Genomic DNA, 20,667 nt, shown 5'->3' with positions numbered 1-20,667 from the left:
TCCTTTAGTGTGAATAAAGGGTATTTTTAAACAGTATGTCGAGGATGGTCTTGAACGAATATGCTACCACTACACACGGAATCAAGTTTAGACATTGCAATTAAAAGTAGGATTTACGTTTGGGATGGCGTGATGATGTATGTCACACGAGAGCATTTAAATAAAACCCATGCGCATTTTCCTGCATTATTACAAATTGGTTTAGGTACAACATTTGCTGTCACTTTAGAACATGAAGTACGAAGCTATCACGATATTGTGGTGATGGCGCCGAATGTGAGTCACAGTACGGATTCAGAAAAACAACCTTATATTGCTGTGCTTATTGATCCTGACCACGAGTTATATTGCTATTTGCATCCATTATTAAATGACGAGGCAATATGTTCTTTACCCGCTTCATATTTAGATGCCTTTCATTCACAATTTCAACAGCTTATTGAAGGGTATTTGAGTCTTGATGATGCCAAGCAGCTTTTAATTAACGTACTTACCGCTTTAAACCCAAAAACACTGCCCACATTGCCTTGGGATCTGCGTATTTTGCAAGCATGTACTTACATAAAACAGCTCGTTCCTCAGCAAATTCCAACTGTTGCACAGGTTGCGGCACAAGTCGGTCTGTCTGAATCAAGACTGATGCATTTGTTTAGTCAACAATTGGGTATTTCGATGCGGCGATATATTTTATGGTTGCGTATTCGTTATGCCATCAAACTATGGGTTGTAGGTTATCATCTTATTGATATTGCATTGGAAGCAGGGTTTTCAGATCAAGCACATTACACACGTACTTTGCGGAGTATGGTCGATTTTGCTCCTTCCATGCTAAAAGAAAAAGCGATTTTTATGAGTGATTTAGTCTAAGTGTAGTTGATGGTTTATAGCCAAGATTTAACTTTTAAACTATGACAACAATAAAAACTTTAAGGTGAAATGGACAATTAACTCTTTATTTTGTATATTGATATGCAATATTTTATTAAATAGTTATATGTGTCACTTAAATATTCATTTCCTTAAAACATTTTGGACTCATAGCTTTAAATGATTCGAATTTTTATTGAAAGGTGAGTAATTTGTTTGAATATTCGGTGGCAGTATAAGTTTGTAGAAAGGGAGGAAGTGATTTATAGCTTACCGCCTTAAGAATTATTAAAAGATTGGAATATTGAAAATTAGAATAGGTTATATATGGTTGATTTTAATAAAGATGATGTGGCACTTATTACACAAGCAATCGCAATCGGTTTTTCGCCAGCTGGTGTAGCCTTTGATGTCGCAGACTTGGCAAGAGCTTCGTACAATTTATATCAAGAAAAAAACAGATGATCATTATTTTGAAGTAATTTTATGCATTATTGGCTTTATTCCTGGGCCTGGAGATGGCGTCAAAGCAGGTTTAAGAATAGTGAATCGGAGACCTGAAATACTCTTTGAGCTTATTCGCTTTATCATGGCACATTGTAAAATATATGGTGACCCAGAAAAATGGTTGAGTGCAGTCGTTAGTGATAAAACAATAAGAGCATTAATTCAAAGTGCTAAGCGAGAAGCTTTAACTGCATCCAATAAAAATATTGACAATAAATGGGCGAAATATTGGATCAATGAAAGTATCGAAATTACATTTGATTTTATTGAAGCTTCAGTTTCATCGTTAATACAACTACTTGCAAGAAAGATTTTACATTGGAAAACAAAAGTACCCAAAACCTCTGCGATGCATGGTGGAAATAACTCGAAAGGAGGAAGAGGATACGAAAATCGTACTGCAAATAAAACCACCTATGATGGTAAAACTGGACAAAATGGAAATGGACAAGGCAATAAAGGACGGAGCTTATCAAAAGCAGATCTTTCAAAAGTTTTGACGAATTTAGAGGTTGGTGGTGTGGGTGAACATATGGCAGATTATTGGGTTGCTAAACAGCTAGCTGTATTTGCAGTTCATGATTCTGGACAACAACTCCCACAAAAGCTCCAAAGGATTATGACGAGGCTACATATTGGTGTAAATGATCAAGGGATTGATGCGATATGGAAATCGGATAAGAAAGATATAGGCATAATGAATACCAAGACTTATGCGATTATTGAAGCTAAAGCGAGTCTAAGTATGGGCGTTGGCAAAGGGCCGGGGTCTTTATTACTTGACTCAGATAAACAACAAGATGATAGAAATCGGCGTAAAGAAAGAGAAAATGCTCGAAGAGAAAAACGGGCTGAAAAGAAACTAACACCAAAGGAAAAACACTTAGTAAATCAACAAATGAGTAATGAATGGGTTAATAATAAATTACAGACTGCTAATTTGAATACGGTACGCGCTGCTGGATATTCCAAACATTTATTATATTTTAATTATGCGCATCCTGAAACAATTGAACATCTCAATGCTTTAGCTTCATCTATTCAAGAAGCTCGACCTGTTAATCATCGAGATCATCTAAATGAGCATACACCTTCCAACTTTTGGGGTGCAGCGAAAATAGATGAGGCTTTAAATAGTCGCGTTACTCGAGCAAACATTAAAAATGGTCATACTAAATAAAGATTTACTTATATAAGGAATAAATAATGACAAATTTCATAGAACAGCGTAGACAGCAATTTCTAACAGAAGAATACTATTTAAAAACAAAAGAGTATTATGCAGAAAGTATTCAGCTATATCTAGAAAGTGATGCCTTTGAGGATGATCAATATAATTGTGGTGAATCTGAGAGATGGGGATTGATAACTTATATTTATAGAGATTTATTATATATAGAATATACAGCAGGGAAATTTATAGAGGAACTAACTCCTTTATTTAATCAAGTAATTGAAAGTTATGAAAAAAAATCAGAGGCTTTAGCAGTCTATAATCAATCAGAAAAGCCATCAGTCATTGCCACTGAGTCTGCTACATTGAATATATTAGGTTTGGCTTTTTTATTAAATCGGAATGATCTCTTTGTACGAATACATCAACTGGTCAATGGAGAAGGGGAGAGACATTCAGGTGAAGATGAAATTATAAATAAATTTTTTAAGCTGAATGATTCAAAACATCCGACTATAAACGAAGGTAATTTGTTTTCTTTAGCCTATTCATCATTATGCGATGTGATAGACAATGTTTTAGTTAAAAAAAATAAAATTCATGCTTTAGAGTTGTTAGATGAATATTTGTCTGATTGGTACCAAATGAATAAGTATGAATCGTGGTATATAGCCACATGTAAATTAAAGGCTACATTTCTTTAAATCCAATATCTAAAGCCTCAGAGATAGAAATACTCTGCTGACTTACAATATTTCTGACTTTCCTTTTTAGTACAGACCATGCTTGTTCAATTGGATTTAAATCAGGGCTATATGCAGGAAGATAGGCAATTCGTACATTATACGCTTCCGCAAGCTGTACTATCTCTTTGCCTTTATGAATAGAAGCATTGTCTAGAATCAAAAGATACTTTGACCTAGGTAAATTTTGAAATAAATAATCAAGCCATCCTGTGAATAACTTTCTGTCACATGAACCTTGAAAAACTATTGGTGACAAAAAACTGTATGGGGAATTTGATCTCACGGCACTGAGCATACTTATTCTTTTTCCATGACCACCTGATTTTAAATCTTGACAACGTTTCCCTTTAAATGACCAGCCATATTCTGCTGTCTCAGCACTGTTTATTCCAGATTCATCTACATACAGAATATTTTCCTGACCATATTCACTTTCCCATTGAGGGAGAATCCATTGAAATACCGTTCTGCTTATTTTGCAGGCTTGTCTGTAGAGGAAACTCTTTTTTTATGAGTCCAACCTAATTTATGAAGTGCAGCAAGCACGACATCATAAGTAATCGCATATCCAAACTGAATTTCAAATAAGGCAACTAAGTCTTTTGCCTGTGAAAACTTTGTATTTTCCACGAATACTTTGAATGCCTGCCAATCCTTAATGGATGATGGTCTACCAACATTGACAAGTTTAGGCTGAGCCAGTTGTCCAGTCTGCTGTTCAAGTAGAATCCAGTCATCCAATGTTGTTCGGGCGATGTTGAAAGTCGTGCAGGTATTTGATTTATGGTTGCTCTTTGTGTAGAACTCCATGACTTTCTGACGTAAGTCTTCTGAATATATTTTTGGCATGTAAAAACAGTTTAAAAGAATTTATCTATTGTAGCTCAAAAATATCTTTTTTCTATAACGGTCATTTAGACTTAGAAAATAGCTCTGCGTATTCAGGCTATTGGGCATTTGAAGCTGCTGCACTGGTTTATTTATTAGATTTAGAGGATAGCGCATTACATAAGTATTTATTTTATCCAAAAGATATCGTTCAGTGGGCACGAAGCCAAAAACCAAGTCATGATCCAAGTCTAGATACCCAACAGTACAGTATTGCCGCAGGAGAAATTTGTCCACGATCAGGCTATTGGTTTACTATAGCGAAGGAAAATTCACGTCAATATTTTAATGAAGGCGAAGTATTCCCGAACTTTAAAAATAATTGGGGCATGGTGTATTGGCAGTTTAGTGGGGAAGAATAAATTAACTTTTACCTAACAATTGCTCAATAGTTAACTACAGCGATAACGGTATTGGAATAGCTTCCACTCGGGAAATTGCTATCTTGTCTTAATATTTCACCCCAAACAGAGACATGTTGTGCAAAGCTAACACCTGTATTGGTATATCCTTCATTTGAACAGATGGGTCGTGTGCAATCTGTTTTCCCAAGTCGAGTACCCAAATCAGAAGGCTTAAAAACTCTTGAGTAGTTTTTAAAAATCCAATAGGATAATTTTAATAAATAACAATATGATATTGAGAAAGTTAATGTTTGTTTTAGAAGAAATTTATAAAAGTAAAAAGCCAGAAAATTCAGATCAATTTAACTTACGTATTCAGCGCAGTCTCAGTTGGTTAAAAAAAGCGACCCAATTAAATGAGGATATTGATCTTAAATTTATCAGCCTATGGGTCAGTTTAAATGCAGCCTATGCACAAGAAATAGGACTAACTCCGGACAATCAAGGCTTTAAGTTATTTCTAAATGATGTTTTACAATCGGATCAAGAGCATAGAATCTATCATTTAGTTTGGGATAAGCTCAGTCAATCGATGGGGCACCTCATAGAAAGTTCATATATTTTTCAGCCATTTTGGGATTATCAAAACAAAAAAATAAGCCAAACCGCTTGGAAAGATGCTTTTGAAATAGAAAAAAAGCAAATTCATCAAGCTGTGCAATCTAAAGATACACTGGCTTTGGTTTTCGTTGTTTTTAATCGATTGAGCACATTGAAAAATCAGCTTCAACAAGGTGGTTCAACTTATAATAGTGCGATGAATCGTAAGCAACTTCATGAAGGTTGCACGATTTTAAGTGCAATTTTACCGACATTGTTGTATATCCTTTTAGAAAACCCTACCAAATTTGACTTGGGTAAACCATTCTATCCTGTGCAACAAATGTCTTAATCTATTGAGTATTAACATTTTAAAATAAAAGAGCTATAAAAATCCCTCGATGTTCGAAGGATTCCTTTTATTCAATGCTTAAAGTATTTAAGCAGTTTGAGTTTTTGGTAAAAGCAAACGGTCTAATAATGCAAACAGTGCCGAGCCGGCCACTAAGCATAAACCTACAATACAGGTCATTGTCCAACCACCATGGTGCCATGCATAAACACCTAGGGCAGAACCACATGCACCGCCTGTAAAATATACCGTCATGTAAATAGAGTTGATACGTGATTTGGCATTTGGACGTAGCCTAAAAATAATGTTTTGATTGCTGGTATGTACAATGGCTAAACCTAAACTAATCACGCCATAACCTAAGATATAGCTAATAAGCGATTTTCCACCAAAGTATAAAAATATCCAACTTGTCGCTAAAATGGCAACGCCAATCCAAGTCAGCAATGAGGTATAGCCTTGGTCTGCGATTTTCCCAATTTTAGTTGTACTGAGTGCGCCAAATACGCCAATGAGTGTGGCAACACCGACCATAACATCTGGGAGTTTAAAGGGTTCTGATGTCAGTAAAACCGCAATGGTTGAAAATAATGTACTCATTGCTGCAAAGGCAAAACCCCCAATCAACGAGCGGTAAATAAGACGTTTTTCTTCCAATAAAAGTACTGCCATCGACTGGAAGATTTTTGCATAACTCATTTTAGCCGTCGGTACGTGAGGCAAACGTTTTTTTAGCATAAATGCTAAAATTAACATCAGAATAGAACTGACGATGTAGATCAATTTCCAATTGACTAAATTTGAAAATAAACCTGCTAAACTGGTCGAAAGTAATAGTCCAACCAAAAGCCCACTCATTAAAAAACCAACAACTTCACCTGTTTTTTCAGGTTGTACTGCCATTGTCGCCAGTGGAATCAAAACTTGTGCAGCAACAGAAAATAGCCCGACCAATATCGTACCAATCCATAACATTGGAAGATTGACAGCAAAGGCACAGATTAATAACCCGATTGCGGCAAAGAACATGAGAAGTGGAATGAATCTGGTTTTATTAACAATATCTCCCATTGGAACAATAAATAATAATCCGAGGGCGTAAGACACCTGAGCAAAAGTAACGGTTAAAGCGACTTGTGACTCAGGGACTTGAAAATATTGTTGAATTGAATGAATCAACGGTTGGCAATAATAGTTTGCTCCTGCACATAAACCACAGGCAATCGCCATTAACCAAAGCAATGCTTTATCTTGGCTAATATCGAGTTGAGCATTCATAAAGGTTTCCTAGTTCTTGGAGTTACATACAGTAAGCGGTTGCTTCAATTTCAATGAGCATCCCTTGTAAAGCAAGACACGGGACAGGAATGAGGGTACACGCTGGAAAAGCATGACCTTTCCAACGCTGTTGCATTTCCTGAATTAAAAACTGATGTTTTTTAGGGCTGTGATCAACCACGAGTATTCTTAAAACAGCAATATCCAATATTGATGCATCGACTTCATCTAAAACATGTTGAACATTTGAGAAAGCTTGATGAACTTGTTGTGCAAAATCTTTGGATAGTTGTCCTTGTTGGTTTTCACCACCTTGTCCAGATATGTGAAGAATACGCAAATAATGACGCACTTCAGCGACATGACTATACGCAAATGCATTTGGATTATAAAGCGTATTTGGGTTAAACATTTCGAATGCTTTGATTTGCCACAATTCAGGTGTTGAATTCACGTTGTTATACTTACAATAGTTTTAAAATATTTGTTAGTATCAAAGCTCAAGTTAACTTGAGGTCAAGTGAGAATTGGAATTACACAATGAAAATGAAAAAGGATTACAGCAATGGTTAACCATTGGAGAATTGGCACAGCGTAGTGATGTCAGTGTCCCAGCAATTCGTTTTTATGAAGAAAAAGAACTGATTTGGAGTACACGTACGCAGGGCAATCAGCGGCGTTATCAACGGGCAATGTTACGCCGTGTTGCTATTATCAAAATTGCACAACAGGTGGGGATTAGCCTACAACAAGTGAAAGATGCTTTTCAGGTTTTACCTAAGCATCAAGTGGCGAGTAAAGCAGATTGGCAAAAGATGTCACAAACATGGCAAGCCCAATTGGATCAGCAGATTATCAATTTATTAAAATTGCGACAGCAATTGGATAAGTGTATCGGTTGTGGTTGTTTGTCTTTACAGCAATGTCCTTTGCGTAATCCTGATGATCAATTGGGGCAAGAGTCCGCAGGGGCTCATTTTCAAGATGTTTTGATGACTTTGTTAAACGCGCCAATAGACGAACAGTTGGATGAGCGTTAAGATTATAGGTAGATATTTGAATTTTATATAAATACATGATTCTTATTTTAAATTTTTGACTAAAATATAGAAATACATAATCAATCAATGGGGGGCATAAATTGTTGATTTTGGGTGTGTTGGTCTTTGGTGCATTCTTAACGCTTGCTGTTTTTTTTGTTTTTTTCATAGGCAAAGAAAAAGTGGCTGAAATAAAGAAAATCCTAGAAAAAATTGAGCAGGACATTGTATTACTCAATGCTGTTTTAAATGAAATAAGATTAAAACATCTGAAAAAACTAGGGTTAAAGTATCTATTTAGCATTGCTTATGGACTAAATAATCAGTCTATGTCGCTCAGTACATTGCAAGAAGTCGCCTTAGAAGAATGCTTTCCAATTTTAAAAGTGTTTAAGAGTGCACATGAATATCACAATGATATTGATGTTCAAGACATAAGCGATCAATTGAAGATGCGTAGAAAGGCTCAAGAAGACTTACAGTTCAATGCAAATTACAGCAAAGCCCCATTTTTATTCTTGGGCATTTGGTGGTTAATCACGATATCGATGGTTGTATCAACGCAAAATTCATTGCATTTTACCGCTTTCTTATTTTGGTTGATTGTGCTGTATTTCACTATCAGTAGCACTCTAACTTATTATAAAGATATTGATCAATTTACCAAAAAGCTCAAAAGGCGTTTTTCAGCAGAATGAACTACATTGAATAACTTCCACTCACTTTTACACCGTATTGGGCGCAAAATCGATACGGTGATAAACGAGCAGAGCAAAGCCTCGGCTTTATAAAATCAATTGTGAATCAATAATCTTTCCATTTTTACCAATCCAAAATGGACGATTATGTTCCCCATGCCCGAACCAATCGCATTGATATAGTGCTATGCCTAAAGGTTCTAAATGTTCATTGGCAATTTCAGCAATGCTTTGCGGTACATTTTTTTGTGGACATTGGTAAAAGTCACCTAAAACTACAGCTTTTAAATGAGTTGTATCAATGCTTTGTAGAAGTTGAGTTAAACAACGTTCAATTCGATAATACGGTTCACCGACATCTTCGATCAATAATACACTGGGTTGATGAAGTTGAAGATAGTAGGGCGTTCCTTGTAACGTACATAAAACAGTTAAATTTCCACCTAAGATTTTTACATCTTCAAGTGTTTGATCTTGAGCAAAACTATTCAAACTAGTTAATGCATAATGCTGTACTTTATCTTGATCGGTATTGAATAAACTGATGGTTTTTAATGCATCATAAGACAATGGACTACCGTCTAAATTTTTAACAGCTATTTCTTGAAAAACAGGTGCATGCAATGCTTTACCACCGTGCATTGCGACATAATTTAACAGCACGGTTGTATCTGAATAGCCAATAATCGGTTTATTTAAAATCCATTCATCTAAGTAGGGGAGTAACATTGCTGCCCCTGTACCACCACGGCCACACCAAACCGCATCGACCGTTGGGTCTAAACAGGCTTGTTTTAAATCTTCAATGCGTTGCTCGATTGTTCCTGCCAAATATCGATATTGTGAAAATACGTGTTGCCCTAAACTGACTTGATGCCCTAAGGATTCAAGATGAGATTGAGCCATTTGAATATTTTCAATATCGACGCATGCGCTTGGCGATACAATTTTGAAGTGCATAGATGTCCCGATTGATGTGTTGAGTATTTAAGCCTTAATGTGCGAGTTTCTTTTTAGATAAAGTGATCATCATGACACCGACAATATTTAACAAGCAACCAAACCATTGTATCGCATTCATGTGCTCGCCTAACAAAGCAACTGCTAAAATAATGGTGAGAATAGGGCCAATTGAACCGATCATGGCAGATTGAGCTGCACCTAAACGAGAAATACTTTGTGCAATGAATATGGTCGGTAAAACCGTCACCAGTAACCCCAAGGCTATGCCATACCACAAAACTTGTGCAGGAAGTTGTGTGAGCAATTGAATCGGATGCGGTGTTGCGATCATAAAATGGATCAATGTTCCGAAGCATGCGATGCTCAGCGCTAAACCTGTATAGTTCCAAGAGCCGAATTTTTGAATTAAGCGTGAAGTCATTAACAAATAGCTAGCAAAACATACGGCACTGGCAAAGACTAGACTGACACCCAACCAAAAACTGCCCTCATGCGATACTGTATTTTGTTCCTGTAGCATCACAATCACAGTACCGCCATAGCTTAGAGCAATAGCAATGATGGTTTTCAAACTTAGTTTTTGCTTATAAATAACACTGGTCAGTATGACTGTAAGCGTTGGATATAAAAATAGAATAATCCGCTCTAATGATGCACTGATATACATTAAGCCTGCAAAATCCAACCAACTGGAAAAGTAGTAACCAATCAAACCTGCTGAAATCAGCATTCCCCAATCTTTTGCTGTGATGTTTTTATTATGATGACGGTTAAACCAGCAAAGCAGTAAAAAGAAAGGAAGTGCACTCGCCATTCTTAAAGCCATTAATACAGTTCCATCCACCAGTGGGGACAGTGCATAGGTTTGCTTAATGAAAATAGCTTTGGTGCTAAATAGAAATGCAGCACCAAGTGCGAACAGCGAACCAACTTGAGTGCTGGAGAGGGTGAGTTTCATGTGAGCTACTTTGTTGATAGAGGCGTAAATCAAAATCTATAGAGAAGTATAGTTGTAGGTGGTGCAGAGGGAAAATGCAAAAAAAGAATCAATTCAATCAAAAAATGTAATAGGTCTATATTGCATGGAGAGAAAATATTTAAAATGCAATAAATATGTATCAAAATAATAAAAACATGAAAAATACAGGAAAATATTTGAGAAGAACGAAAATTGACATCTAAATGGGGCTGAAAATAGCACAAAAATGGTGCATTTTCATACTAAGCTAAAAATATTCTACTGTAGTATTACTTGATAAAATGGCTAAAGCGCTAAAATGCGTTTTTTATGTATTTAATCTAGCGTTAGAAATGGGCTGTATGGAAAAATATTCCAAGTACTTTTTTTTATTAATTAAATTAAAAAAAGGAATAGATTAAACTCACACTTTTGACAGGAGTAATGGCATAAATAGCCAATTTAGATCTTTAAAATCATGTTATATCTTGTCAGAAAGGCCAATTTGAAATGGCATGATCACGAATAGGCTTGTTTTCTTGACCATTTAAAGGTTAAAAATTTAAGCCCAATAAAGTGTGCTATGCCTAAAATGCCAATCTAGAATGGATTATAAGCAAAGTACAGCTCAAAGCTGAGCGTAAAAAAACAGCATTTTAATGTTTGAAAATACAGATTCGACAGAAAAAGTGGAAAATTGTTCAAATTAAGTGTAATAAAAATGAATACCTAGTATGTCGTAGAATGATATTTGTGAATCATCAGTTCAAAATATGGGTATTTATTAAATAAATATTGGGTAGCATTTTATTTAAGTTCAATTAGAATCCAAAAATACATAAGAACGCATCCTGAGGAAAACATCGTGTTTCACGATGTTTACTTGAAGAAAAATTAGCTTGAGGAACGCTCATGCAGATTGGTATCCCAACAGAAACTGTTACTGGTGAACACCGTGTTGCTGCTACACCAGAAACAGTAAAAAAGTTGATCAGCGCTGGTCATAGTGTAGTCATTGAACGTGGAGCTGGTAAAAAAGCCGCTTTTATTGACAGTGCCTATGAACAGGTTGGTGCAAAAATTACAGACGATGCTTATACAGGCAGTCAAATTATTTTGAAAGTTCGCGCACCTTATGGTGAAGAAATTCAAAAACTTGCTGCTGGTATGACAGTCGTTGCAATGTTTGATCCTTACCGCAATACAGAGCTCGATCAATTTGCGTCACAACAAGTGTCTGCATTTGCGTTAGAACTTTTGCCACGTACCTTATCTCGTGCGCAAAATATGGACGTATTGTCTTCTCAAGCCAACCTTGCGGGTTATAAGTCAGTCCTTTTAGCTGCTGCGGAATATCAACGTATGTTCCCAATGCTAATGACTGCTGCTGGTACGGTTAAACCTGCTCGTATCGTGATCATGGGTGTCGGTGTTGCTGGTTTGCAAGCGATTGCAACTGCAAAACGCCTTGGTGCGGTCGTAGAAGCAACAGATTTACGTCCAACTGCACGTGATCAAGTGGAATCACTGGGTGGTAAGTGGTTAGACGTACCTATGTCTGATGAAGAAAAGCAAAAAGCTGCTGATGCTGCTAAAAACGGTTATGGATGGATGCCAGGTGAGCAATACATCAAAGACCAAGCCATCATCGTAGATAAAGCAGTTTCAAATGCAGACATCGTGATTACAACTGCGCTGTTACCAGGTCGTGATGCACCTCGCTTAATTAAAGCTGAAACTGTTGCCAAAATGAAACCCGGTTCAATCATTCTTGATATGGCTGTTGAAACAGGCGGTAACGTTGAAGGCTCTAAGAATGGTGAAAATGTTGTCACTGACAATGGTGTCACTATTTTAGGTATTCCAAATATTCCTTCTACAGTTTCGACTGAAGCATCGTCACTGTATGCACGTAATGTATTTAATTTCGTTGAAACTTTATTTGATAAAGAGAAAAACTTCGCGATCAATCAAGAAGACGAAATTCAAAAAGCACTTCTAGTAACTCATGGCGGTCAAGTACTGCTCAAGCGTGGTTAAGGAGAGTCATCATGGTTGAAACTATTACTATTTTCGTCTTAGCCATCTTTGTTGGTTACTACGTGGTTTGGGGTGTTACACCTGCATTGCATACGCCGCTTATGGCAGTGACCAATGCTTTGTCATCGATTATTGTGGTCGGTGCAATGATTCAAACTGTAGGTATTCCAGGTATTGTTGATGCAAATGTGCAATTCCAATCGATCAATGTTGTAAGTGTACTTGGTGCAGTTGCAGTGTTCTTGGCAAGTATTAACATTTTTGGTGGCTTTGCTGTAACAGCACGTATGCTTGAAATGTTTAAGCCAAAGCAAAAGAAAAAAGAGGGCTAATACATGGAATTTATTCGAGAATATGCGGATTGGTTCTACCTTGTTGGTGCAGTCCTTTTCATTCTAACTTTACGTGGTCTTTCAGGTCCTAAAACTGCGATTGCAGGTAACCGTTACGGTATGATCGCGATGGCGATTGCGGTAATCACTACCTTCTTTGTTGCAGACCATCCTGTTGTTTGGATGATTGTTGGCGCAATGGTTTTGGGTGCTGTGGTGGGTATTGCTCGTGCACGTACTGTTCCAATGACGCAGATGCCTGAAACAGTTGCTTTAATGCACTCACTTGTTGGTTTAGCTGCTGTTTTAATTGCAATTGCTGCAATTCTACACAATAACCAATTGACTGCTTTATTTGCAGAAAATGAAGCTGCGTTAACTGCTGCGGGTGTACAACATGCGCACATGAGCAAAGTTCATTTGTTTGAATTGTTTGTAGGCTGTTTCGTTGGTGCAATTACCTTTACAGCATCTGTATTTGCTTATGGTAAATTGGCTGCGAAAAAGTGGGCAAAAACGATTTCTGGTGCATGGGTTAAACCTGTTCAAGCAATCATTTTCCTAGCGATGTTGGCGTGTGGTATCTACTTCTTCACGACAGGCAACATGAATGCATTCTGGGCAATGACAGCATTGGCATTGGCTTTCGGATGGGTGTGGATTGCACCAGTCGGCGGTGGTGATATGCCTGTAGTGGTATCGTTACTGAACTCATTCTCTGGTTGGGCTGCTGCTGGGATCGGTTTCACACTTGAAAATAACATGTTGATCGTTGCGGGTTCACTTGTAGGTTCTTCTGGTGCGATTCTGTCTTACATCATGTGTAAAGCGATGAACCGTTCTATCATCAACGTATTGTTTGGTGGCGCAATGGGCGGAGCAGCTGTAGCATCGGCAGATAAAGGTGAACAAGTTCAACGTAACTACCGTTCAGGTTCTGCGGATGATGCTGGTTTCTTGATGTCAAATGCAGATAGCGTTGTGATTGTACCGGGTTATGGTATGGCACAAGGTCGTGCACAAAACGCAGTAAAAGAATTGTGTGAAATCTTAAAAGAACAAGGTGTAAAAGTTCGTTTTGCGATTCACCCTGTTGCAGGTCGTATGCCTGGTCACATGAACGTACTTCTTGCAGAAGCCGATGTTGCGTATGAAGACATCTTGGAAATGGATGAGATCAACTCAGACTTCCCTGCAACAGATGTAGTCCTTGTCATCGGTGCGAATGACGTTGTAAACCCAGCTGCTAAAGATGATCCAAGTTCACCAATTTATGGTATGCCAATTCTTGAAGCACATAAGGCACGTACAATCATGGTGATTAAGCGTTCTATGGCGACAGGCTATGCAGGTTTAGATAATGACTTGTTCTACAATGACAAGACCATGATGATCTTTGGTGATGCCAAGAAAGTTGTTGAAGAAATGACGAAAGCAATTAATGGTGGCGGACACTAATTCCGCTATCGGATTAAATCCACCCCAACCCTCCTTTGATAAAGGAGGGAGCCTAACCACCTTCGGGTGGTTTTTTATATTTGAATCTTTTGTTAGGATGATTAAACTGATCTTGAATAAGAGCACCTATCCAATGAAAATAAAAATGAAGCCGTTCAACCTCATCCTGACGTGTAGCGTATTCATGTTGAGCCAAAATACCACTGCTCAAATTTTTGAAATCAAAAAAGCATCAAAACTTTATGATGTTGCTGTCGACGTACCATGCGATCAAAATAAATGTGGTGGTAAAGCGAAAATAGATCTCTATCAAAAAGGTAAAACCAAGAAGTTTCAAAGCTTTTCATCGGCAGATTTGACGACCTATTTAGGCAAAGATTTCAAACCCTCTGTAAATGTAGTCCAACTCTATGGTGAGCAAAGCCCTTTAATTTTTGATGATTTTAATTTTGATGGTCAAGAAGATATAGCCATCCGCAATGGAAATGAGGGTGCTTATGGTGGGCCGACCTATGACATTTATGTCTTTAACCGCACTCGAAATAAATTTGTTTTTAGTGATGAATTATCTGAATTGACCCATGAAAATTTGGGCATGTTTAAGCTAGATGCAGATAAAAAAAGAATTTTGACGTTTAATAAAAGTGGTTGCTGCTATCACATACGTTCGGAATATATTGTTGTTCCACAAAAAGGTTTGCGTTTAGTTAAAGAGTTTATAGAAGATGCAACTGTGGCGGCAGGAGATAAAGTCAAAGTTACGGAAAGAACGCTAAACAAAGGGCGTTGGGTAGAAAACACAAAATATTATCCAATCAAGCAGTACTATAAAGAGTAAGAGCAGTAAAGATTAAGAGCGATAAAAAGTAAAAGCCATAAAAATGAAGACTGTGGGCAGAAATGTCTACATTTAATTGTTTTTTCTCGATTTTTATATAAGTGTAACTATACTTATTATTTGTAGTAATAAGTTTAGAATATGTTAATATTATGAATAATAATGATAATCATTTTTATTAACTAGAGCATTTTAAAATGTTAATTTTATATAAGAGAAATACACAAGAAAAAATATTCAAAAAGCTGTCTGATCATTCTAAGGCGTGTTCCTATCTTTCAGTGTCTCTGATACTGGGTATTGTGACCCTGTCAGGCTACAGCACAAAGGTTTTTGCTGAAAGCAATGGGCAAATACAGGAGACAAATCAGGATGCAGTGACACAATTGCCCAATCTTGTTTTCCAAGCTGAATCAAAGCAGGGAACTGCTGAACAAGGCTATTTAGACAATCAGATTTCTCAGGTTGGCCCTTGGCAAGGAAGGGATTTGCAGGACACACCATATAGCGTAACGGTATTTTCTGAGGATTTGCTCAAAAATATACAAGCAACAACACCAGATCAAATTTATCGGATTAATCCTTTAACCCAACTCACACGACAGCAACGTGAAAATGATCAACCGCATGTGCAGATGCGAGGATTCCCTGTACGAGCATCTTATCGTGACGGTGTGCCGAGCGACCAATATAATCATAGTACTACCACTGAAGATACGGAGCGTGTTGAAATCCTTAATGGTTTATCAGGCTTTCTTTATGGTGTGAATAATATTGGTGGTGTAATCAACTATGTGACTAAACGCTCGACAGATGAACGATTGAATGAAATGACATTCAGCAGTTTGGGGAATGAAAGCTGGAATGTTCACGGTGATTTTGGTGGAAAATTTGATGAAGATGGCAGGTTAGGCTATCGACTGAACATTGCCAAACAAGGCAGTGATAGTGTAATTCAAGGTGAGGAGATCAAAATACGTTTTATGAGTTTGGGGTTGGATTGGCAAGCACTGGATAATTTGTGGTTACAAATCAACGGAATGAATCGCAAATATGAGGTCAATGGTGGACAGGCTGCGTGGTCTTTTGCAGAAGGGGTGTCTCGACTCGATGCCAGTAAAATTCAAAATGATGTTTCTTGGGGACAGTCGTGGACACATCGTTGGTACGATGCTGAGCGTTATGGTGCAAATGTAAAATGGGCGGTTAATGATGATATCGCCATTCGATTGAATTATTTACAAAGTCATGGCACACGTAGTGTTCCGAATGCACGAAATACTATCACTTCAGCACAAAGCTATGATCAAACCTTACTCAATGTTTTTGCGAATGGTGCGAATCCGATTCAAAGTGAACAAGAAGATGAGCGTAGTGCGATTTATGCAGATTGGAAATTCAACACGGGGCAGATACAACATAAACTCACCACAGGATTTCAGTGGAGCGATACGGTGCAGTTACGCCCAGCCAAAGGCAATAGCACCGAAAAAGTTACATTTACTGATCTATCTTTACAACAACCAACACAGATGCCTTTTCCTCAACTGAACTCAATAGACCGTGGGGAGATGCAAGTCATCCGAAATAATCGTAATGAAAATATCTTGCTTGGTAATGACGTGCAGTTTAATCAACAATGGTCAGCATTATTGGGTGTTGCATATGCGACAGTTCAGACCAAGCAAGATTCAATTTATAAAGAGTCCGCAGTTACGCCGTCAGTATCTGTGATATTTAAACCTTTGGAACAGCTAACAACTTATGCAAGTTATATTCAGGCACTGGAGCAAGGTGAAGTTGCTGCTGATACCTATAAAAATGCTATTGTTGTGAATGCAGGACAAGTATTTAAACCATTGGTGAGTGAGCATATGAGCTTGGATTAAAATATTCATTTGAGCGAGGTTTGCTGCTCAGTGTTGCACTTTTCAATATTGAAAAAGCTTTACAATATTACGATGTACGTGATCCGAATGCGCCTAAATATGTGCAAGATGGACAACAAGTACATAAAGGATTTGAACTGACAGCGATTGGTAAATTGACAGAGCATGTCAGCGTGATCGGTGGTTATACATGGCTAGACACAAAAATTAAAAAGCAAAAACAAAATGTCTTGTTAGAAGGTAAACGTCCTGTCGATGTTGCTGATCAAATATTTAAAGTACGTATGGAATATACGGTGCCAGAAGTTGAAAATCTGAGTCTATCGGGAGCGGTGAATTATAATGCATCCAGTTTTGCGGATCAGATGAATACGGATATTGTTCCAAGCTATGTTTTATTTGATCTTGGTGCAAGATATGTTCTCAATCGTGAGCAATGGCCAATCACGTTCCGAGCTGATTTACATAATGTGCTGAATAAGCATTACTGGAATGGCAATGGTGGATCGACACTCGGTGCACCAAGAACATTGACTGTTTCCAGTAGTTTTAAGTTCTAAATTTTTGTTTGGATCAATTGATTTTAGATCGGCAATGTTCATTTAAGCGAGTTATTTGGATTGTATGATTACTTTTAAAATGGTTAATTTCATTAATCCGTAGATTCAAAAATTTAAATCGATTTTCTTCTAATCTTTACTCATGCAATCAGTAAAAGTGGAATTGCTTAAAGATTAAGGCGCTTAGGAAGTGATCCTATAATTTGAATATATTGACTTTCTATGCCCAAAAATATTGGGCTAAAAATCATCTATAACAATAGTTGTTAAGTTATATTTCATGTTATTTTGGCGTATATTGAATAAAAACGATAAAATAAATGTTTCAAAAACAATAGCTAATATGCTATCCGATGTAAAAAGGTTTTTTTATTTTTTGAGAATCCTTATACTTGGTTATGTAAATGATACTTAGGTATCATAATTGATAATTATTGTGAAATTTTAAAAAAGAGAAAGTCACAGTAGCTTTGGATGTAAATATGGTGAAATTAAAGTATTTAATCGGTTTAATTTTAATCATATTGACCTTGCCAAGTTATGCTTTTGCTACGTCTTTAGAAAATGATATTGCTGCATTTAATTTAGTTCCAGATTTTAAAATTTTATTTTACGGTAGTGCCTTTGTTCTTCTCATGCAAGCAGGTTTTGCTGTTGCTGAAGGTGGCTATGAGCATAATTTAAAATCTATTTACAGTCTTATCATCAATTATGTTTCTGCAATTGTTGGAACTGTACTTTTTGAAATCATCTTTTCAAAACTGATGGTCTTAGGTTTTATCGATAGTCCTAGAAATCTAAATAATATTCAAGGTTGGCACTGGAACTTATTATTCTTTTATACCTTGATGGCAACGACAATTACCACAGTTGTGGGGCGAATTATTCCAAGTACATCATCAATTTTAGTCAATTGGGCGACAGGTTTGATGATTTCTGCTGTGATTTTTCCGTTTTTTAGTGGTTGGGTGTGGGGCAATCTTATTTTAGGGGATGGTTGGTTAAAATCTTTAGGATTTATCGATTTTGCAGGTTCAACGGTGGTTCATTCAACGGCTGCATGGATTGTTTTAGCAGCTTATTTATCTTTGAAATCTAAATATAAACAAGAGATTATTAAAAAAGACCTCATATTTGAAGATTATAAAATATTATCTCTAGCTTTGGCTGGATTTGTACTCTGGTTGGCATGGTCTGGCTTAAATGTGACCTATATTTCTGCGATTCATGTGAATATTGGGATGGTGGTGATTAATGCACTTTTAGCTTTATTTGGGTCAATCGTTTCTCCTTTGTTATTTTCCTTATTTTTAAATCATAAAATTATTTCAGGGTCTGAATTGATTAAAGCAACTTTGGGTAGCTTGGTGGCGATCACGGCAAGTTGTGCATTTGTCAGTTCGTCTTTAGCATTTATTATCGGTTTAGTTTCAGGCGTATTAACGTTATATGCACCTCGAATTTTAGCGCGATGGATAGATTCTCGATATGTGCGCGATGTTTTGGTGATGCATGGTGTTTGTGGGGTTTGGGGAACATTAGCAGTTGCATTCAATCAAAATGCCGCAGCTGAATTGGTGGGTAAGGGAAGTTTGATCGCTCAGAGTTTTGGTATTTTTGTGAATTTTATTTGGAGTTTTACCATTGCCTATGTGGTTTTCAAATGTATGTGTTGGATAACCACAAGAAAACAAATGGCGAATTTAGATGTAGATTTAATCAAATAATATGCATTAAATTATAAAAATCTGTCTCAGAACAGAAGAGATAAAACGCAAAGTATTAAAAAAGCGACTTTAAAGTCGCTTTTTTTCAAATCAGGCAACACTTTCAGGTGTGGTGCGCCATAAGCTTTCTAAATCATAAAACTTACGAGCAGTCGGTAACATGACATGTACTACGACTAATCCTAAATCAATTAGAATCCATTCAGCATCTCTCTCACCTTCGACACCAATTGGGCGAAAACCTGCTTTACGTGCTTCTTCAGCAACATTGTCAGCAAGTGCTTTAACATGACGAGTAGATGTTCCGCTCGCAATAACAATTGCATCTGCAACATTACTGATCGCACTTACATTTAGTTCGATTATATCTTTGGCTTTTACATCAAGTAGGGCTTCTTGTACGACTTTCAAGCAAGTGCGTACATCTTGATTTTGGGTGTTCATTGCAAGTTCGTGAGAATTAGAAGCGCTGGGCGATGGTTCTAAATTCATATAGTGTATATTTTCCAAACAATATCTCACCTTCTAATATAGCGCTTTTGTTCTAAAAATTCAAATTCTAGAACGCTTTGGTCTATTAAAAGTGAGTTGACTTAGTAACTGTGATTGTTCGAAAAATATTTATCCTTCCATGCAAAAGATTGATTTGAATGAGATTGTGGTCTGTATTCAGCCGCAATGTAGCCTGAGTAAGTGCTTTGTTTTAACCATGTAAAAATCGATGAGTAATCAATTTGTGCTGTATCAGGTTCATGGCGTCCCGGACAGTCTGCAAATTGAATATGCCCAATCCAATCTATATTTTCTTTTAATGCTGAAAGGACATCTTCACCCATCATTGCCATGTGGTAACAGTCAAACTGCATCTTTAACGCGGGATGATGAACAGCCTCTAACATTTCCTGAGCTTGGGCAATATTTTGAATTAAAAAACGTGGCATATCTGTACCGTTGATCATTTCAAAAAGCGGTTGAATTCCGTGGTCAGTCAGCATATGGCAGGCTAATTTAAGATTATTGGCTAAAGTGTTGAGGCAGGGTAATAAGTCTGCATCTTCAGGTTGTTTACCCGCCAAAATATTAACGCTGGGTACATTCAGCACATTGGCATATTCAATCGCAAGCTCTAGCGCTTGATGAAATGCAATTTCTCGTCCGGGAATACCTGCGAGTCCGTAGCCACCTTGCATTAAATCGCCAGCAGGAACATTAATCAGACAAAGGTGCAAATCATATAATTTGAGCTGAGATTGAATATCGTCAATACTCAACTCGTATGGAAACTGAATTTCAATGTTGTGGAAACCATGTGAATGAGCCAATGCAAATCGTTCAATGAGTGGCACTTCAGTAAATATCATCGATAGGTTTACTGCGAGTTTAGTCATCGTCATGCTCCTTGCTTTAG

At 37.1% G+C, this 20,667-nt stretch carries 22 protein-coding genes; 14 read left to right on the top strand and 8 right to left on the bottom strand.

All coding sequences use genetic code 11. The annotated features are described in order from the left end of the window. Window positions 1-60 precede the first annotated feature (60 nt). The 3 genes from ACY45D_RS14800 (at window position 61) to ACY45D_RS14790 (ending at window position 3,252) form a co-directional block, all read left to right on the top strand. Entirely contained in the window at window positions 61-867 is an 807-nt protein-coding gene (locus ACY45D_RS14800) for a helix-turn-helix transcriptional regulator (protein WP_463107411.1), read from the top strand. A gap of 409 nt (window positions 868-1,276) precedes the next feature. Then, window positions 1,277-2,554 (top strand): hypothetical protein, encoded by a 1,278-nt coding sequence (locus ACY45D_RS14795; protein WP_463107410.1) that lies wholly within the window; start codon window positions 1,277-1,279, stop codon window positions 2,552-2,554. Window positions 2,555-2,580: 26 nt separating this feature from the next. Further along, entirely contained in the window at window positions 2,581-3,252 is a 672-nt protein-coding gene (locus tag ACY45D_RS14790) for a PoNe immunity protein domain-containing protein (RefSeq protein WP_463107409.1), read from the top strand. Here ACY45D_RS14790 and ACY45D_RS14785 read toward each other — a convergent pair. Beyond that, entirely contained in the window at window positions 3,239-3,703 is a 465-nt protein-coding gene (locus ACY45D_RS14785) for an IS630 family transposase (RefSeq protein ID WP_463109496.1), read from the bottom strand. The genes ACY45D_RS14790 and ACY45D_RS14785 overlap by 14 nt on opposite strands. A 62-nt stretch (window positions 3,704-3,765) precedes the next feature. Beyond that, window positions 3,766-4,143 carry an IS630 transposase-related protein gene (locus ACY45D_RS14780; protein WP_463106851.1) on the bottom strand — a complete coding sequence of 126 codons (378 nt, stop codon included), beginning with the start codon at window positions 4,141-4,143 and terminating at the stop codon, window positions 3,766-3,768. Here ACY45D_RS14780 and ACY45D_RS14775 point away from each other — a divergent pair. Together ACY45D_RS14775 and ACY45D_RS14770 are read left to right on the top strand one after the other, a co-directional pair. Beyond that, complete coding sequence (locus ACY45D_RS14775) at window positions 4,137-4,544, top strand: PoNe immunity protein domain-containing protein (RefSeq protein WP_463107408.1); 408 nt, start codon at window positions 4,137-4,139, stop codon at window positions 4,542-4,544. The genes ACY45D_RS14780 and ACY45D_RS14775 overlap by 7 nt on opposite strands. A gap of 289 nt (window positions 4,545-4,833) precedes the next feature. Then, the gene (locus tag ACY45D_RS14770) at window positions 4,834-5,478 is read left to right on the top strand and encodes a hypothetical protein (protein WP_463107407.1); all 645 of its coding nucleotides are present in this window, start codon (window positions 4,834-4,836) and stop codon (window positions 5,476-5,478) included. Between the two features lie 87 nt (window positions 5,479-5,565). On the opposite strand, the gene ACY45D_RS14765 is transcribed toward ACY45D_RS14770, so the two are convergent. Continuing rightward, on the bottom strand, window positions 5,566-6,756 hold the full coding sequence (locus ACY45D_RS14765; RefSeq protein WP_463107406.1) for an MFS transporter: 1,191 nt from the start codon (window positions 6,754-6,756) through the stop codon (window positions 5,566-5,568). 22 nt (window positions 6,757-6,778) lie between these two features. Continuing rightward, the gene (locus tag ACY45D_RS14760; protein ID WP_463107405.1) at window positions 6,779-7,210 is read right to left on the bottom strand and encodes a RidA family protein; all 432 of its coding nucleotides are present in this window, start codon (window positions 7,208-7,210) and stop codon (window positions 6,779-6,781) included. Window positions 7,211-7,283: 73 nt separating this feature from the next. On the opposite strand from ACY45D_RS14760, the gene soxR reads away from it, so the two are divergent. Beyond that, on the top strand, window positions 7,284-7,796 hold the full coding sequence (gene soxR / locus ACY45D_RS14755; protein WP_463107404.1) for a redox-sensitive transcriptional activator SoxR: 513 nt from the start codon (window positions 7,284-7,286) through the stop codon (window positions 7,794-7,796). Between the two features lie 101 nt (window positions 7,797-7,897). Further along, a complete protein-coding gene (locus tag ACY45D_RS14750) occupies window positions 7,898-8,494 on the top strand; it encodes a hypothetical protein (protein ID WP_463107403.1) in 597 nt (198 codons plus the stop codon). Between the two features lie 87 nt (window positions 8,495-8,581). Here the strand turns inward: ACY45D_RS14750 and ACY45D_RS14745 are convergent, their stop codons facing one another. After that, a complete protein-coding gene (locus ACY45D_RS14745) occupies window positions 8,582-9,454 on the bottom strand; it encodes an LD-carboxypeptidase (protein WP_463107402.1) in 873 nt (290 codons plus the stop codon). Between the two features lie 34 nt (window positions 9,455-9,488). After that, window positions 9,489-10,415 (bottom strand): DMT family transporter, encoded by a 927-nt coding sequence (locus ACY45D_RS14740; RefSeq protein ID WP_463107401.1) that lies wholly within the window; start codon window positions 10,413-10,415, stop codon window positions 9,489-9,491. A 912-nt stretch (window positions 10,416-11,327) separates the two neighbouring features. On the opposite strand from ACY45D_RS14740, the gene ACY45D_RS14735 reads away from it, so the two are divergent. From ACY45D_RS14735 to ACY45D_RS14705, 7 genes are all read left to right on the top strand, one after another. Beyond that, complete coding sequence (locus ACY45D_RS14735; RefSeq protein WP_463107400.1) at window positions 11,328-12,455, top strand: Re/Si-specific NAD(P)(+) transhydrogenase subunit alpha; 1,128 nt, start codon at window positions 11,328-11,330, stop codon at window positions 12,453-12,455. An 11-nt stretch (window positions 12,456-12,466) separates the two neighbouring features. Beyond that, entirely contained in the window at window positions 12,467-12,787 is a 321-nt protein-coding gene (locus ACY45D_RS14730; RefSeq protein ID WP_463107399.1) for a proton-translocating transhydrogenase family protein, read from the top strand. Window positions 12,788-12,790: 3 nt separating this feature from the next. Beyond that, complete coding sequence (locus ACY45D_RS14725) at window positions 12,791-14,245, top strand: NAD(P)(+) transhydrogenase (Re/Si-specific) subunit beta (protein ID WP_463107398.1); 1,455 nt, start codon at window positions 12,791-12,793, stop codon at window positions 14,243-14,245. Window positions 14,246-14,378: 133 nt separating this feature from the next. Beyond that, complete coding sequence (locus ACY45D_RS14720; RefSeq protein ID WP_463107397.1) at window positions 14,379-15,083, top strand: XAC2610-related protein; 705 nt, start codon at window positions 14,379-14,381, stop codon at window positions 15,081-15,083. A gap of 281 nt (window positions 15,084-15,364) precedes the next feature. Continuing rightward, window positions 15,365-16,972 (top strand): TonB-dependent siderophore receptor, encoded by a 1,608-nt coding sequence (locus ACY45D_RS14715; protein ID WP_463107396.1) that lies wholly within the window; start codon window positions 15,365-15,367, stop codon window positions 16,970-16,972. Window positions 16,973-16,992: 20 nt separating this feature from the next. Next, on the top strand, window positions 16,993-17,532 hold the full coding sequence (locus ACY45D_RS14710) for a TonB-dependent receptor domain-containing protein (RefSeq protein ID WP_463107395.1): 540 nt from the start codon (window positions 16,993-16,995) through the stop codon (window positions 17,530-17,532). A gap of 482 nt (window positions 17,533-18,014) precedes the next feature. After that, window positions 18,015-19,259 (top strand): ammonium transporter, encoded by a 1,245-nt coding sequence (locus tag ACY45D_RS14705; protein ID WP_463107394.1) that lies wholly within the window; start codon window positions 18,015-18,017, stop codon window positions 19,257-19,259. A 90-nt stretch (window positions 19,260-19,349) separates the two neighbouring features. On the opposite strand, the gene rsfS is transcribed toward ACY45D_RS14705, so the two are convergent. Continuing rightward, complete coding sequence (rsfS, locus tag ACY45D_RS14700; RefSeq protein ID WP_010113766.1) at window positions 19,350-19,751, bottom strand: ribosome silencing factor; 402 nt, start codon at window positions 19,749-19,751, stop codon at window positions 19,350-19,352. A gap of 101 nt (window positions 19,752-19,852) precedes the next feature. Beyond that, window positions 19,853-20,647, bottom strand: coding sequence for a hydroxypyruvate isomerase family protein (locus ACY45D_RS14695; RefSeq protein WP_463107393.1), 795 nt, complete (start codon window positions 20,645-20,647; stop codon window positions 19,853-19,855). Window positions 20,648-20,667: the final 20 nt, after the last annotated feature.

The organism is Acinetobacter sp. BZX-2 (assembly GCF_055179795.1).
The sequence above is the reverse complement of the archived record's forward strand: the minus strand, read 5'-3'. Positions and strand labels throughout refer to the sequence as shown.